This is a genomic window from Vibrio sp. 2092 (assembly GCF_033339635.1).
Classification (GTDB): domain Bacteria; phylum Pseudomonadota; class Gammaproteobacteria; order Enterobacterales; family Vibrionaceae; genus Vibrio; species Vibrio alginolyticus.
The window spans coordinates 517,370-532,590 of sequence record NZ_JAWOUY010000001.1; the positions used below are offsets into that span (position 1 = coordinate 517,370).

At 35.5% G+C, this 15,221-nt stretch carries 16 protein-coding genes; 9 read left to right on the top strand and 7 right to left on the bottom strand.

Going from position 1 to position 15,221, the window contains the following annotated elements:
• Positions 1 to 11: 11 nt before the first annotated feature.
• Positions 12 to 362 (bottom strand): aminoacyl-tRNA hydrolase, encoded by a 351-nt coding sequence (locus R7P80_RS03095; RefSeq protein ID WP_223371023.1) that lies wholly within the window; start codon positions 360 to 362, stop codon positions 12 to 14.
• A gap of 610 nt (positions 363 to 972) precedes the next feature.
• On the opposite strand from R7P80_RS03095, the gene polA reads away from it, so the two are divergent.
• From polA to R7P80_RS03120, 5 genes are all read left to right on the top strand, one after another.
• Complete coding sequence (polA, locus tag R7P80_RS03100; protein ID WP_229623753.1) at positions 973 to 3,657, top strand: DNA polymerase I; 2,685 nt, start codon at positions 973 to 975, stop codon at positions 3,655 to 3,657.
• 101 nt (positions 3,658 to 3,758) lie between these two features.
• Positions 3,759 to 5,357: a hypothetical protein gene (locus tag R7P80_RS03105; protein ID WP_045595328.1), complete on the top strand. Its 1,599-nt coding sequence runs from the start codon at positions 3,759 to 3,761 to the stop codon at positions 5,355 to 5,357.
• 35 nt (positions 5,358 to 5,392) lie between these two features.
• A complete protein-coding gene (locus tag R7P80_RS03110) occupies positions 5,393 to 6,649 on the top strand; it encodes a hypothetical protein (protein WP_229623752.1) in 1,257 nt (418 codons plus the stop codon).
• A 10-nt stretch (positions 6,650 to 6,659) separates the two neighbouring features.
• A complete protein-coding gene (locus tag R7P80_RS03115; RefSeq protein WP_229623751.1) occupies positions 6,660 to 7,916 on the top strand; it encodes a hypothetical protein in 1,257 nt (418 codons plus the stop codon).
• A 108-nt stretch (positions 7,917 to 8,024) separates the two neighbouring features.
• Complete coding sequence (locus R7P80_RS03120) at positions 8,025 to 8,423, top strand: hypothetical protein (RefSeq protein ID WP_116920929.1); 399 nt, start codon at positions 8,025 to 8,027, stop codon at positions 8,421 to 8,423.
• A gap of 36 nt (positions 8,424 to 8,459) precedes the next feature.
• Here the strand turns inward: R7P80_RS03120 and R7P80_RS03125 are convergent, their stop codons facing one another.
• Positions 8,460 to 8,819 (bottom strand): hypothetical protein, encoded by a 360-nt coding sequence (locus R7P80_RS03125; protein WP_229623750.1) that lies wholly within the window; start codon positions 8,817 to 8,819, stop codon positions 8,460 to 8,462.
• Between the two features lie 334 nt (positions 8,820 to 9,153).
• Between R7P80_RS03125 and R7P80_RS03130 the strand changes: the two genes are divergently transcribed.
• Positions 9,154 to 9,426 carry a hypothetical protein gene (locus R7P80_RS03130; RefSeq protein WP_021485429.1) on the top strand — a complete coding sequence of 91 codons (273 nt, stop codon included), beginning with the start codon at positions 9,154 to 9,156 and terminating at the stop codon, positions 9,424 to 9,426.
• A 27-nt stretch (positions 9,427 to 9,453) separates the two neighbouring features.
• On the opposite strand, the gene R7P80_RS03135 is transcribed toward R7P80_RS03130, so the two are convergent.
• Positions 9,454 to 10,032, bottom strand: coding sequence for a hypothetical protein (locus R7P80_RS03135; protein WP_116920931.1), 579 nt, complete (start codon positions 10,030 to 10,032; stop codon positions 9,454 to 9,456).
• Between the two features lie 67 nt (positions 10,033 to 10,099).
• On the opposite strand from R7P80_RS03135, the gene R7P80_RS03140 reads away from it, so the two are divergent.
• A complete protein-coding gene (locus R7P80_RS03140; protein ID WP_229623749.1) occupies positions 10,100 to 10,474 on the top strand; it encodes a hypothetical protein in 375 nt (124 codons plus the stop codon).
• A 25-nt stretch (positions 10,475 to 10,499) separates the two neighbouring features.
• Here R7P80_RS03140 and R7P80_RS03145 read toward each other — a convergent pair whose 3' ends face one another.
• Entirely contained in the window at positions 10,500 to 11,471 is a 972-nt protein-coding gene (locus tag R7P80_RS03145) for a hypothetical protein (RefSeq protein WP_133297290.1), read from the bottom strand.
• Between the two features lie 121 nt (positions 11,472 to 11,592).
• Here R7P80_RS03145 and R7P80_RS03150 point away from each other — a divergent pair, with 121 nt between their 5' ends.
• The gene (locus R7P80_RS03150) at positions 11,593 to 12,702 is read left to right on the top strand and encodes a hypothetical protein (protein WP_116920934.1); all 1,110 of its coding nucleotides are present in this window, start codon (positions 11,593 to 11,595) and stop codon (positions 12,700 to 12,702) included.
• A 37-nt stretch (positions 12,703 to 12,739) separates the two neighbouring features.
• On the opposite strand, the gene R7P80_RS03155 is transcribed toward R7P80_RS03150, so the two are convergent.
• On the bottom strand, positions 12,740 to 13,045 hold the full coding sequence (locus R7P80_RS03155) for a hypothetical protein (protein WP_229623748.1): 306 nt from the start codon (positions 13,043 to 13,045) through the stop codon (positions 12,740 to 12,742).
• Positions 13,029 to 13,727, bottom strand: a complete 699-nt coding sequence (locus tag R7P80_RS03160; RefSeq protein WP_229623747.1) for a serine protease — start codon at positions 13,725 to 13,727, stop codon at positions 13,029 to 13,031. The genes R7P80_RS03155 and R7P80_RS03160 overlap by 17 nt, the downstream gene beginning before the upstream one ends.
• A 191-nt stretch (positions 13,728 to 13,918) precedes the next feature.
• On the opposite strand from R7P80_RS03160, the gene R7P80_RS03165 reads away from it, so the two are divergent.
• Positions 13,919 to 14,254 carry a hypothetical protein gene (locus tag R7P80_RS03165; RefSeq protein ID WP_229623746.1) on the top strand — a complete coding sequence of 112 codons (336 nt, stop codon included), beginning with the start codon at positions 13,919 to 13,921 and terminating at the stop codon, positions 14,252 to 14,254.
• 35 nt (positions 14,255 to 14,289) lie between these two features.
• Here the strand turns inward: R7P80_RS03165 and R7P80_RS03170 are convergent, their stop codons facing one another.
• Entirely contained in the window at positions 14,290 to 15,189 is a 900-nt protein-coding gene (locus R7P80_RS03170) for a hypothetical protein (protein ID WP_229623745.1), read from the bottom strand.
• Positions 15,190 to 15,221 lie beyond the last annotated feature (32 nt).

Here is a 15,221-nt window from a genome sequence, read left to right on the forward strand (position 1 = left end):
ATTTCTCTCAATTATTTTATTAGCTTTAGTTTTCCAAGGACGCGTTTAACCTGGCGTTTGGTACATGGACCTACGCCGAGAGCTGTGACTATTGGACTTCCATCGAAGAATGGAAGATGCACATGTTGAGAATCAACAACTAATGCGCAAGGTACACCTAGCTTCTGGATTTCGTGATGGATTTTGTGGATATGTATTTCGTCGTTAGCCCAAAGACATACTTTTGAACCACCAAATTCAGGGTTCTCGTAATCGTCTACAAGTGAGTTGCAGATTTCTTTGTTTCTAACACTATAATGAAAGGCGTGACCAATTTGAGAGCAAAGCTTTCCAGCATTCATCTCTAGGTCTTGTCTTGCTATTGCGTAGACATAAAGGTGCTCTTGATGAGCGGTTTTTGGAGCGTCCTCAGAGTTAGACTGAGTGCTTTTTTGAAGAGTTTCTGAACTTAGTTCAGTGCGGTCTGTCCGTGCGCAAGAGCTATCTGAATGGCATTGTCATGATTGTTTACCTACATATATAAAATTAAAAGGTGGTCTACAGAAGAATCGAGCTTCTTGAGAGCTTCGGTGATGCGAACCTCTCACTCCGAGATAGACCATTGGTGGCTTGCAGGGGTGTCGAACCCCTCTTCTAGATGGCTAGCGCACCCTCCAGAAATTCCCACGATCCAAGCCTTGGTGACTCGCAGGGGTGTCGAACCCCTCTTCTAGATGGCTAGCGCACCCTCCAGAAATTCCCACGATCCAAGTCAGTTGCCGCAGCGTTAGAAACCAAAATAAAGTTCTCGCATTTCACCTCAAAGAATAAGATTGGCTTTCCTTCGCTGCGAAAACAATATTATGAAATATAAAAAAGACTGTCAATGGGTATTTCGAATATTTTTATACATCATAATAATTATTTGTCTTTTATTATACCTTGATTTGGTGTAAGGTAATGATTCAATTAATCAAATAAAAGATTTCCAAAATGACACTTGAGCTTAACAAGACCATGATTATTATTGATGGTAATTCATTTTATCATCGTGCTTTCCACGCAGTCCCTGCTTTGAGCAACAAAGAAGGCTTCCCAACAAATGCCATTACTGGCTTCTGTAACATGGTGAACCGAGCAATTAATTCAATTTCTCCAGACAAAACGATTGTTGCATTCGATCATAGCGGAAAAACTTTCCGACACGATATGTATTCTGAGTACAAAGCGAATCGTGATAAGACCGACCCTGTCTTAAAGCAACAGGTTCAACCAATTAAAGATATTGTTGAGGCTTGGGGTCTACCTATTTTGTCCATCCCTGGTTATGAGGCCGATGACACTATCACAACTATGGCGGTTAAAGCATCGAAACTAGGTTACATGGTTTACATTCTGACATCTGATAAAGATATGTACCAAGGGATCAATGAACGAATCAACATCATTGATACGCAGCAGACCGAAAGAAGCACAAAGCTACTCGATGCCGCAATTGACAGAGAAGGTACATTTAAGAAGTTCGGTGTATACCCTGAGCAGATTATCGACTTCTTAGCGCTTCAAGGAGATAAATCAGATAACATCCCAGGCATTGATGGTTGCGGAGATAAGACCGCAGCAAAATGGATCGCAAAATACGGTAGTCTTGAAGGTGTTTTGGCTAATGCAGGAGAAATTGGTGGCAAGTCAGAAGAAAAAATCGAAGCCGCTAAGTCACACCTATCACTAAGCAAAGCCCTAGTTACTATTAACAGTAATGTCGATTTAGGAAAAGACGTAGAAGAATTTGTTGGTTGTCGTGACGAAGTCCGACTTTATGAGCTAACAACAAAGTACGGTCTTATGAATCTAAAGAAAGCCCTTGGACTTAAAAACCCAAATGCTGAAAGCATTGTTACTCAGTACACTACTGATGAAACGAAAATCCGCGAAATGCTGTTCAATAAGTCTAATTCGTCAATGCTAAATAAGCCTATCCAGATCGACTTCTTCAAGTGTGAAGAAGGTGTGCAAGATTTATTTAGTACACAAGGTAACAAGCACTTAGTATTTAAAATTAATGATGAGTATTTAGTGGTTGATGTTGATCAGTACACAAATGAATTAGCCACATTAGCGAAAACGCTAATTGACAGCCATGACTTTGTGATTGTCAGCCGAAACGCTAAAGATGTACTAAAAACATTGGGGAGTTGTTATGACTCAATTGATGTGTTCCGATTAAAAGCACATGATGTCAATGTGTTACATTATGTCGCTGTCGGTGGTCAATCCAAGAAGCCATCTATAGAGTTTTTGAATAGCACATACTCTCATTTCAATCTCAATCCATTAAGAGAGAAGTACAAACTAAATACTACTAAAGCTGATTGGAACAAAGTACCATTCGAAGATGCAGCTTTGATTGTACTTGAGGAAATGCAGGTTAGCGCGAAAGTGTACGAAGAGTTGACCGAGCACTTAATGACTAAAGAGTATACTGTTGACTCTAAGATCACACCTATTTTGGCATATATGGAGTTCATTGGGGCTAAAGTTAACCTAACGAACCTTAGAGCAATTGGTTCTGAGCTTAAGAGTCGCTTAACTACGTTAGAAGAGAAAATTTATAAAGAAGCTGGTAAGGAATTCAATATCAATTCACCAAAACAGGTGCAGGCTGTTCTATTTGAAGATTTAGAAATTCCATCAAAGAAAAAATCTACTGCTGAATCTGTACTTACTGATTTAATCGATAAGCATCCTATTATCCCAATGATACTTGAGCATCGTAGTGTATCTAAATTGTTGTCAACGTATGTTACAGGTATTGAGAAACGAGCTACCGAGAAAGGTAGAGTTCATACAACATATAATCAGGATGTTACATTAACTGGTCGATTGTCTTCTGAAGATCCAAACCTTCAGAATATCCCTATCAGATCAGAAGATGGGAAGCGCATTCGCTCAAGCTTTGACGCGAATACGGGGAATAAAATTCTGTCTATCGACTTTTCTCAAATTGAATTGCGCATTCTTGCTCATCGAGCAAATGAATCTTTGTTTATCGATGTGTTCAATGAAGGTGGTGATATTCATGAAGCTACAGCGAAACAAATTGTTGAAACTGATGAAGTGGATGAATCGCAGAGACGAAGAGCAAAAACAGTCAATTTCGGTTTGATCTATGATATTTCAGCTAAAGGGTTAGCTAAACAACTTGGTATCGAGAAAAAAGCTGCTGAACAGTTTATGGCTAAGTATTTCGAAAAATACGTATCTATCAAACCATACTTTGAAGGTGAACTAGATTTTGCTAAAAGTAATGGATATGTAGAAACACTTGGTGGTCGAAAGATCAATGCAGGAGACTTAAACTCTCCAAACTCAATGGTTCGTTCACATGCCGAGAAATCAATCAAAAACGCAGGTATCCAAGCAACAGCATCGGAAGTAATTAAAGCGGCGATGATTGAAGTCTTCGACTATATCCTGAATGAAAGAAATGACATTAAACTCCTGATGCAAGTCCATGACGAACTAGTTTTTGAAGTTTCAGAAGCTAGACTCGAAGAAACTAAAGAAACACTGAAAAAGCTGATGGAAGAAGCATACAGTAAGGTTTACGAGATCACCCTAAAGGTTCCGCTGGTGGCAGATGCCAACTCTGGTGAAAACTGGAACGAAGCGCACTAAAATCTAAACGATAACTCACCAATTCTAACCCGATTGGTGAGTTTTTTTGTAAATGGTCACATGGTATAATTAATTAAATAATCTTCTTCTGGATAATAATAATGAACAGAGTTAACGCGTTACATGTGATAGTAGACGGGGTTTCAGCAAACTCATGTGTTATAAATGACATATATGCTGGCAATAACACTCCTATATCACCTTTGGGAATATTTGATTTTCACACTCAAGAAATTGATGAATTTTCTTTTCAGGACTATGAAAGTAAAATTTATGAAAAGGAAGTTCATAGAATAAATGCAATTGACCTAGATTCTATTGAAACTTCATTTTTAAATTCTGTATATTACAAAACTGATATGGCAATCAGTGAAAAAAATATACTGGCTGGCTACAAATCTGGATTTATTGACATCATAAAAGATACGATACATCTAGAGTCAGATGGATGGTATAACAAAGATAATCAAAAGATTTGTGACGCAAATGTAAGCGCTCATGAATTAAAAGAAATTTTATCTTGGTCAATACAGATCCTGCCTCATTTGGATACAGATACAATAAAAGAAATGGACAATAATGGCGTTGTTACATTCGACGGAAAGCCTATTGCATTCAAAACAGACTCAAATTGGACATTTGTCGAAAATGGGCGACAATTGTCTGGCGATGCTATGAGAGTTTTACATCACTCAGATTGCTCTTTCACATACTCAGAAGCCACTGATAACTTGGATCTATATCATGCTGTCACAATGAGTGAAGACGAGTATAACAAAAGTGGTACAAAATTTTTCGGTTATGTAAGTAGAGGTAACTCAAAGCAGGGTGATGGACTATATTTAACTGGGAGTCTAAATGAAGCCGTTCGTGTATATGGCAATCCAGAATCCTTTGAACGTAAAAGTCATGCATACGCAAATAAAGAAGAGCATTTAGTACACCAAACTCAACGAGGGGTTTTACATAAATTCTCTGTCTCAAATGCAAATATATATGATGCGTCATTTGATAATAACTACCCTACTTTGCTAATGGACTCAAAACCATCACCCATTTTACTGAGAACTATTGCAAACAAATTTGAAATTGAAGATAAAATCAAAGACATTGTTTTAGCTAAGACTAACTCAATGATCATTAATTCATCCAATCAATTTGATGTTTATCTAGCCATATATGAATTTGCAAATTCATTAGGTAGCTATTCTGGTAATCCAGATTCAAGAAACGTTGTTAAACAAGTATTTTCCGCGATGGGCTATGATGGAATTAAAGTTACCCCACCAAATGAAAAGAAACTAAACACAATAAATGAAATAGCATCTTTATATAAAGATTATTGTAGTGGTAGAACAAAAGAAATATTTTATGACGGGTTAAAAATTAAGCCTTTTGTTGCTAAGCACATTGCAAGCTACGCGGTAAAAGTTAAAGACGCACAAATACCAAAAATGGAAAATTTTCATGTTATTGTGTTTTCACCCGATGATTTGTTATGCAAGATAAAAGAAAGCATCACTCTACCTAAGCACAAGAAGTACTTTGTAGAAAGAGGTGAAGGAACGGAAGTTATTGATGATTTTTACGACTTGGAAAAAGGAAGTCTTGATAAATTATCCTTTAAACAGATCAAATCAATAACACATCAACGCGACAATGGTAATTTCGATAAGCCAGGAACTGAATTGACAATGTAATTAAAAGCCCTAGATGGGCTTTTTTAAGGTGCAAAATGATAACCATTAAGAAATACGGAAAAGCATTCACAAGCAAAGATGTTGAAAACTTAACGAAACATTTTAATGCTCTATTTAACAATAATATTGATATTGGAATTTCTTTCCATGAAAAGGATGACAAGCCATATCATGCCATGACTCATATATACAATGATGATAATAGATTTAAGAGAGACTTTATAAACAGTGAATATTCTAGTGAATCTATTATAGATGCTATTCAAATTTCTATCGAATCCCATTTGAAATATAGCTCTTGCAAACACAGAGATCTGAAACCGCACATAACAAAAGAAGGTGTCCTCGTTACAAATGGTGTAATGGAGTGCTCAGAATGCGGAATGCTTACTCTTCCTTCAGTAGAAGATAGAAATTCAGAGAGAAGAACAATACTTCTGTCCGCATTTGGAAGAGCTAAGGAGAGATACTATACGACATCATTTAACTGGAGTGGTATTTCTATACAGGGAGGTGATAACGGAGTTGTTATTTCAGCCTCTAAAGGTAAATCTTATGCTACTTCATTTTTCGAAGCGTTCCCCACCATACACAATGTTAAGACATTCATTAGAGGCGAAGGCTCTACCTTGGTTGAAGCTGAACAGGATGCATACGAAAAGTTAAATAAAAAAATGAAATGCAAAGAGCATGATTGGGTAAGAAATGATGGTCGAGTTGAAAGAAAAGATGGATATGCGACTTGTACAAAGTGCGCCTTATCTGGTCATGCTCTTGAACCTACTACCCAATGTACTATATGTAAATCACCAGCAAAATTAACGAATCTCGATAAGTTTTATTGTGATGCTCATTACAACGAGCTTTCTTTTGACGAACTATATGAAAATGATGTTAAGTTCAATACAGAAAGGTATGAAGATCCCGATTCGATAATATCCATAGAAACAGAAGACGAACTTAAAAGTGAAAACTTCGAGAGCTATTTGAGCAATAAATTTTACGTGCTGCTGAGAGATCAGTCCTTACAATCAGGAACCATGCTTTCTAAAGAAGAGTCATTTTATCTCACAAGAACCTTTATTCAGATCGTCAAAAAACACATATACGAAATAAAAGGTTATGCAAACTTTAAAGAAATACCTGATATTAGTAGTCGAGAATTCAAAAACAACATGAAATTCTTAGAGAAAAATATGGTTGAATATTTCAATAAAAAATCAAAAAACGATGAAACGGCATTTGCAACTTTGTTCCTTGGTTGGGTAAAATTTGCTGGAATCAAGAATTGAGGAATATAAAGTGATAACGATAGAAAATGGGCTAACATCAGATTACCCTATAACCAAACACGCCTTGTCAGTAATTCAGGAACAAGTTAACAAAAACCATAAAACAACTGAACGAATTAAGGTTGTCATTAATAATGATGACTTAAAGCTGGTTGAAGCGAGCATTCGATATGTCTCAGAGAATGATGATAAAATTCCAGATTTTTGGGTTTCTAGTGAAAAGAATTTAATCTTGAGTCAAGCTGTTGAAGATGTTTTGTTTAAATACAAAAAATTTAGAAACTGTGATCACGAAAAGTTTGTACCTGCGATTTCGCAGGAAGGACGAATCTTTTCTGATGGTACTTGCACATGCTCAAATTGTGGCATTACAACTACAGCGGGCTTTGGTGAGAAAATTGGCACTACCAATACATTTAAAGTTAACCTAGCATCAAGAAAGTACGAAACCAGGTATGATTGGGGAAAAACACACCTTCAAGCTGGCGAAAGCGGTATTGTTATATCAAGAGGAAAAGGTTCTTATATGACAGCGTTTTTTGAGGCATTCCCGAAGGTTAGCGGATTTGGAACTTTCATTCGTGGAGAAGGTAAAGATATCGATGAAGCTGAGAAGAATGCATGGCAAAAATTTCAGAAGCAACTAGCATGTGTGGAACATCACTGGAATAGAAAAGTGCATGGAAGCGTAAGAACAGACGGTTATGCTCAGTGTGAATGTTGTGGTTTACGAGCCACTGCTCTAGAACCAACAACCAAGTGCAGCAAATGTGAAAAAAATACAGCTAGAGAGTTTGGTGATGGGTTTTTATGTGATGATCACTTCTACGAGTTAACTTTCCAAGATTTCTTAAATGAAGAAAATCGGATAACTTTAGAATGGGATGATGAACTGAAGACAGAGAAGGAAAATCAGAACCAGAAGTTTGAAAATTTTGTTCGTGCTCATTTTATGGTCTCGCTTAAGGATGCCTTTATTGCAAACAATTACAGAGATGATAAAATAGATGATAAATTAATGAGATTTTCGATTCACTATTACAGCCAGTTCAAGAGACATGTGTTTGGAACAAGACCGTTTGAATACCTTCAAACAGTACCAGATACTGATAATCCCGATTTGATATCTAATTTGAAAATAATGCAAGACAATGTAAGTGACATTGTCAAACAAGTTATGGATAAAGAGGAAAAGATCAGCTTCGAGCGACTTATCAATGGTCTGACTCCAATGCCTGGTTACATAAAACCTAAAGATAACGCTTGATGTTGTTTTTTATTTGTTTTATTATTTTGTCAATCCATTAAGTTTAGAGAAAATATGTATTATCTAAAAGACATCTTCTAGTAATAGTTACTCACTAGGAGATATAAGATGGCAAATCGTCAACACACTGAGTTTTTTTGTAACCGCCCAGAAGCAAGAAAGAAATCGTATTTTGTTTATGAAGAACGAGTTACTAGTTTTTATGAATATGATGAAGATTTAGCTACTGGAGATATCGAAATTGACAAAGTTCATTTTCGAAATCACAGCTACACTAACCACTTGGGCTTTAATCGCTCATATGGAAGAAAGCGTTCAGCTAAAGGCGTAATGCAAGATTTAAGAACCAGACTGGGTCATGCGTTAGACTACCCTGAGTACAACTTCAAGCGTAAGAGAGTTTGTAAGTCATACTGGGATATTGCCGATGGAAACAGCTATGCATACAAGCTCAAAAATAACTGGAAAGGCAACAGTAAAAGAAAACACCAGTGGATTGCGAAATAAAAAAAACCGAGCCTGGCTCGGTTTTTTATTTATTCATTAAACTAAGTATCTCAGTGCATTTGTGTGAATTGACACTTCTTCACCATAGATCTCTTGAAGAGCAACATCTTTAACAGACAATCCATTTGTAGCTAGCAATGAATCAAATCGCGATTTAAGTTGTCTATCTTCAATGATCATTTTTACAAGCTCCGATACATTATTGAAGAAAGTGCATTTATCTTCCTTAACAAGTTCAAACTTGTAATCCTCTATTCTGACTGGAATAAAGTTTCCATGTGAAGACATACCCGAATAAGGATCTTGTATAGCTTGTGCTTTTAAGAAAAATGTCTCAACACCCACCTGAACTGCAAACACAAACTTTGTTTCTTTTCTAACCTTAAACTTTTCCATTTCTTTACCATATTTATCTGAAGTATAAACTAAAAGTATTTTCCATAATTTGGGGTTTTATTTCAATATTTTTTGCTATAATACCGATGATTAGCTAAGAAATTTATCGACAACTTTTAGTAAAAACGCAATCCAGCCAAATCCTAAAATGGCTGAAATTAGAACATAAAATGCAAGTAATTTCCTTACATACAAAGTTTTAAAATTCATTAGTATGTATGATGTAAGAATTGCATTCAAAATGATTGCTGAGAATGACACACCTATTGGTATGCTTTGAAGTAAAACTGTCACTTTAATAACCAATATCATTATTTAAACTAAGATTAACAAAATGAATGAACCGCATAAAGTAATTGCTAAACAATACTTACAGAAAATCAAAGCATTCAAAACCTACGAGTGCAATCCAGAAGACCCTATGAGTAATAGTCACCTGTCATGGATGCTTCATGTAATTAGTTGTGAAATTTATGACCCTGCACAAGAATCAGAAACCAAAATGAATCGTTGGCTTGGGTATGTACAAGGGGTAATGGTTGCGAAAGGAATGATCCAGGTCAATGAAGAAAGAGACAGAACTAGAGCTATTTTTAACGGCAAATAAAAACTAAGAAAAATCTCATAAATAAACTTAATGGCTCTTAAAACCAATTTCGTCCAGATGTCTTTGTAGAAAGAAAAACTCTGAAAAATGCTCAAACAGCCCTACATCTAAAGAGTTTATCTCAGATTTTTTCGTTCTTATTTTTAAGATGTCATAAAAACTGAACAGCGAGCCTGAATCAATCATATTGAAATCGGAAATATACATGTTTTTTATAAATTCTATTGCTTTAACCTCAGCACTAGGAAGCCCGTCAAGTTCCGCTGCAAGTATTTTTCTAAGTTTCACACTTGTTTCTACATAAAGATTGAATTCACATTCATAATCTTCATCGTTTATGAATTTTTCAGTATCTGGCTTTAGTTCAACAAAACCATTTTCAAAATTAAAGACTCTTTCAAAAGTGGCTTCTTTAATGTTCTCTATAAATCTAAGATTTTGGTCAATAATCTCAAATTCTATTAATGTATTGTTTGGAGTTCCAGTAGCGTACAAAACCTTACATTCCATATGAAAAATAAATAGATTGCATAACTCTACAGAAAGCTTTCCGTAGCGCTCAAGAAGCTTTGCCAAAGAATACCAATTCGCATGATTTCTGTTCATTTTTCATTCCAATTCATAATTGATTTGGGTAACATACTATCAATATTAATTAATTGAGTAAATAAAAATGGAAAGTCTAGTAGATAACTCTAAAAAGAAAGTTCCATGCTTCATAGATGAATTTAGCTATTCAAAATCAGAGCAATCTGCATACTATAGAATGCGAATGCTGCTAACACTTACTAGCAACGGCTGGAATGTTGGAGAGGCATTCAATGACCGCTATATGACCATCGTTGGTGGAAATTGCGCTTATTTAACGATGGAAAAAGACGGACAAACTCACACTAGTTATTCTGAGAGAGAGTCATCCATCTTTGATTCTGTTGAAAATATCTCATATTCGTCAAGAGAAGCTGAAAATATTCCTGCTCTTCACAGTTGCTTAGCAAGATTAAGAGAAAGAGAATCAGAATACGAGAAGCATAAAGAAACACATTGATATTGGAGAAACATAGTTTCTCCTTTTATCTGACAAACCGAGGCTCATTTGACAGTGTTATGTCAAACTCTGAGGTAATAAAGATTTGGTCTTCGCTAAATACTATGTAGCTATCTATACCTGAATCTTCTATCTGATTTTTATAAATGATGCCATCAACGCCCATATCGAGGAATATTCTCTTTAGCTGAGAGTACTTTTCCTCTAGATTCGTCTGTGACATGATTTTATCAACCTGAGATGAATCTAATTTTGCCTCTCTAGCAATATCTAAAGGAGACCAAACACCAAGATCACTCATCCTAATGGGGTTCCGTAAAATCAAGTTTGCACGTTTAACAGCGGATTCTTTCACAAACTTGGCAGCACAAGATGCAACAAAGCGATCTTCTGTGGAAAGTATTTCTGCTCCATTAGCTAAAACATTGAATTGAGGCTTTTTGCCAACATTAACAAGCATGGCTTTATACTTGTCAGTTATTGGAAGATTGATGTAGCTATCAATCTCATGCTTAAGTTCTTCATCTGACAATGAATTAATGATGTCTACTATTCCAGGCTTTGGGTGTTGTAGCCTTGGTATAATTATAGCTTTAGCCTTAACCCTTAGATCTGTAGAATTTTCGTCGCCTACTCTTATCCCAAATGGACTTTCAGAAGAAAACTCTTCTCTTTCAATTGATACATCCATTCTTGGAATGCTTTTTAGCCGCTTCAACGCGGCTGACTTTGTTCCAAAATGAAAACCAATATCAGATGAGTGCTCAAAGCTAGTGAAGAATTCATTAGTTCCGTGGTACACATTTCTAATATTCACTAACTTACAATTTTCCTTCCATTTTTCAATGTAGTCATTGGCTATATTAGATAGGTTACAATATATTATAGGGTTATCAGTATTACCACCTGCTAGAAGATCATATCCCATGTCTTTAGCAAGCTCCTTTACTTCCTCTGATACCGCATTTTTTATGAATAAAACTTTTGGCGCTGTCACTTTATATCTCCAGTTTTGCATGTATGCATTATACCACACCTGATTAAGTCACGGTAAAGCATTTACCTTAATTCTTAATAGTGTATTATGTGATAAAGAAAAACATCAAAAGGAAATTAAAATGAAATCTGTATATATACATAGTAAGTTGTCAGAAGATAACGACTCTAAGCTATTAAATAGGCTCTTTTCATCAAACAACAAAAACAAGCTAGAGAAGATAGATAGTGCAGAAAATTCTATTTATGTCTATAGCAAAACTCCAGAATCAAAATACAGGGCTATTTCGTATGCGGTATCAAAGTCGTATTCAAAGCAACTAGATGCGCACTTTATTCTAGATTTTGACACAGATACTGACTTATTGTTTTCAGTTGCACTAGCAGCGTCAAGAAACTGTTCTAACCCTAAGAATGTATATGTGTTTGATCATGCAATAAGCGCCCCATCTAAATCCCATAAAGTAAACATATCACCTTATGTATCATTTACTTCATTATTGCGTTCCGATAAATACTCAAAATCGACCAATCAATGGCTAGACTCATTCAATTCTCTACAAAGTGAGTTCCCTTGGCATCTATCTGAGAATGAAGAAATTACGGATGTCGAGAAAATTGAGATATTCAAAAATTATTTAGTTCTCAAAAGTGAAAATTTATCATCTTCATACTTTAATGAAAGCAATGAATCATGGGGTGATACTTTAAATGAATCTAAATCAATATATTTAATACGAATGCCTTCATCACTAGAGAATCATGAAAGAAGAGATTTAATTAATCCAATGATTATTAACTTGATTGAAAGATTATCTAGAGTTAATGATTTGAAGATTGGATTAACTATTTATGGTTTTGAGAGAGTTAGAAACCTACATTTAGAAAAGTCAATAATTGATCTTCAGATTCAATCAAAAACATTTATTGAGTGTGATGTTGTATTAAGTGATGAGGAATATAATCCAAGATTTTGTGATAGATTGATGGCAATCAGCCCAGAAATACTTCTCGATAAAGTTGATGAGGTTCGTTTTATTAAAAATCTTAACGTACCATATTTATTCACACATAATTCTATTGTAAAGCTCGATAAAAACGACAATGACACGGAAGATTCAATGTATGATAAGAGCAAGATTAAAGAGTCAAAACTTCCTATATATGACCCTAGTAATGCATATCTCAAGCTATTGACACCTATAGATCAGAATGAAGTAATTGAACTATAAATTGAAGCCTTTAACCTGATGGTTAAAGGCTTTTTTATTAACAATGTAATTCCACTAGCTCATTCCATTCTGGATCATCATCAAACCAACCATTACCATCAAGTCCCAGCCCTGCCATATCTAGTTCATACAATATCTTACATGAAGAAATTTTGATTGTTTCCTCATCATCCAAGGATATCAGTTCGGATAAGTCTGTAGGGTTATCTGCCCATCCGTTTCCATAAACAGATAAACCTTCATCTTCCAAAAGGTCATAAATTTTTTCGCTTATGACCTCTTTAGGCAGGTTATCTTCCGAGCTTTTTTTGATTAAATTTTCAACTTTACTTCTTAGACTCATCTTTATTAATCCTTGCGGTTACATCTTTGTATTTAACACAATATTTAACACCTGTTACTTTTTCGATCCATTGACCAACTTCTTCAGTACAGACTGGCGTATAAGCTGTTCTTCTATCCGCCTCTTTAAGTGGTTTAGAACCCTCATTAAGTTCCACACTCCAAACAATAGCTTGATTTATTCCTATTAACTCTTCATTTGAATTATATACAGCGCCTCCAGACATACCAGCCCAAACGGGTGCATTTGTTAATCCAACTGTACAGTTATTTACAGTCAAGTATTGTAAGAACTCTCCCTCGCTTTTAGCGGGGATAGCCAAAAAGCTTCCATACCCTTTGTGTGTAACTTTCTCTTCTTCATTCACTAGTTTGAATTTTACTGGAGTGTCAATTTCGCCTTTATCCTTAATTAGAGCAATATCGCACAACGGGTGTTCATAAACATCATCAAACATTATAAAAAATGCGTTATGTTTTGCTGTCAGAAGCCAGTTTTCATCAATTCTTACTGCACTACCTTGCATTGCTAATACACCTGGCACACCCAAAAACTTAAGATCAACATTATCCATTTCTGTAGTTGGTGTAACTAAGCCATTACCTGCACAGCCTGTAAGCATAAGACTTGAAATGAGAGGTATAGTATTTATTACATTTCTTATTCTTTTATTAATTTTCATAATCAGACTTTTTATTGTTTATTTTTAATCCGATTATATTCGTAAAATCTCATATTAAAAGCTTTTTCTTGTTATTTTTTAATCGCTTAAATATTGTCTGGATAATATCCTTTCATGCTTTTAACTGAACCCTTTATTTTCAACAAGTTATTTGGTAAGTTAGAATTCTAAATAAAAAAATGAGCTAAACAATGCGACGAAAACGTAAAAAGAACTATCCTCTTTCAGGTGGTTATTATATTAATAAAGAAAATGATTCTCAGTTTAAGGTCAGAACCGTACTCTTCCACAAGCTATATGGTGTGTTTATCGACAACAACAAGATCCTCATAGAAGAAACACTAACTGACGGAACCATCGACCATGTTGGTGAATTTACAACTTCAGATTTTCTCAATCAGCTAACACCTTCAATCCCAATTGAGTCTTCCTTCAATAATCCTCAAATTACAATGGCAGTACACCTTGCTATTCATGGAATCCTTAGCGGTAAAGACTCACCTGAACGCATTGAGGGTTGGGTATGAAAAAGCCGCTCTAAGAGCGGCTCAAATCCAATAGCTTACGCTTTTTCATTGTAGAGTTTTCTTGATATTCCATCGGGAAACTGAGAAAGGAAAATAGATTCTTCTTCAGCAACTTTACATAACCCAAGCTCATGCTGAGTACTGAGGAACTCATCAGGATCGTACTTTAAAACGTGTGTTAACGGTGTATAGTGGTATGACTTTTCACCCTTAATGATGCCAACAGCATGAGTTCTTTCAATATTCATATCCTGAACATCCACCACCGCAACCTGAGGAAGAAATTGTCTGTTGTGAGCGTGGTCATTGAACTCAATTTTGAATTCATGCCCTTTATTGATGCTCTGTACGTGGTAAACAACAATGTCCTTTCGTGTAAACATTAAGTCTGAAAGGCTTAGATACGAACTTTCTAGATGTACGAGTGTTCCATACGCATAACGTAAATCTGGATTATTCAACCTAATCGTTATCGAACGGTTTTTCTCATCAATATTTGAGACCAAAAAAAGGTTAGGAATATCATAATTATCTGCATACTTAATGATTTCTTCTGAGGCTTCTTTTAGACGATCAATGGATTCGTCAACAGCGGGATACCAGGATATCATTTCGATATACTTCAGGATTTCACCTTTAGCACTGTTATCAATTTCCCCAAGTAGCGTTCTCTTGATCGAGTCCCTAATGTTGCGCCATTCTGAATTGGATTCCGCACAAAAACAGTCCATGAAAATTGGGGCTTCATGCTTTTTAGCATCAGTACTCAAATCGTTGAACGATCCAAATTTCAAGCCAACAGCAATACGATCTTGCAGCTCATTTAACTTTAGGGTTAACAATGGTTCATATTGATGAAATTTGATTGCTTTTCTAAGTAGTTGAATACCACGTTTCAATGCAGGGATTTGAGAAGTTGAGTAGGATTTACGCATTTCAATACCTTTTAGCTATGCGCGGCATTTTG

What these genes read in the sequence shown, in the direction of transcription:
- R7P80_RS03165 (WP_229623746.1), top strand. Translation starts at nt 13,919, where the DNA reads ATGCGACGAAAACGTAAAAAGAACTATCCTCTTTCAGGTGGTTATTAT.
- R7P80_RS03155 (WP_229623748.1), bottom strand. Translation starts at nt 13,045, where the DNA reads ATGAGTCTAAGAAGTAAAGTTGAAAATTTAATCAAAAAAAGCTCGGAA.
- R7P80_RS03150 (WP_116920934.1), top strand. Translation starts at nt 11,593, where the DNA reads ATGAAATCTGTATATATACATAGTAAGTTGTCAGAAGATAACGACTCT.
- R7P80_RS03130 (WP_021485429.1), top strand. Translation starts at nt 9,154, where the DNA reads ATGAATGAACCGCATAAAGTAATTGCTAAACAATACTTACAGAAAATC.
- R7P80_RS03135 (WP_116920931.1), bottom strand. Translation starts at nt 10,032, where the DNA reads ATGAACAGAAATCATGCGAATTGGTATTCTTTGGCAAAGCTTCTTGAG.
- polA (WP_229623753.1), top strand. Translation starts at nt 973, where the DNA reads ATGACACTTGAGCTTAACAAGACCATGATTATTATTGATGGTAATTCA.
- R7P80_RS03110 (WP_229623752.1), top strand. Translation starts at nt 5,393, where the DNA reads ATGATAACCATTAAGAAATACGGAAAAGCATTCACAAGCAAAGATGTT.
- R7P80_RS03170 (WP_229623745.1), bottom strand. Translation starts at nt 15,189, where the DNA reads ATGCGTAAATCCTACTCAACTTCTCAAATCCCTGCATTGAAACGTGGT.
- R7P80_RS03105 (WP_045595328.1), top strand. Translation starts at nt 3,759, where the DNA reads ATGAACAGAGTTAACGCGTTACATGTGATAGTAGACGGGGTTTCAGCA.
- R7P80_RS03160 (WP_229623747.1), bottom strand. Translation starts at nt 13,727, where the DNA reads ATGAAAATTAATAAAAGAATAAGAAATGTAATAAATACTATACCTCTC.
- R7P80_RS03125 (WP_229623750.1), bottom strand. Translation starts at nt 8,819, where the DNA reads ATGGAAAAGTTTAAGGTTAGAAAAGAAACAAAGTTTGTGTTTGCAGTT.
- R7P80_RS03120 (WP_116920929.1), top strand. Translation starts at nt 8,025, where the DNA reads ATGGCAAATCGTCAACACACTGAGTTTTTTTGTAACCGCCCAGAAGCA.
- R7P80_RS03140 (WP_229623749.1), top strand. Translation starts at nt 10,100, where the DNA reads ATGGAAAGTCTAGTAGATAACTCTAAAAAGAAAGTTCCATGCTTCATA.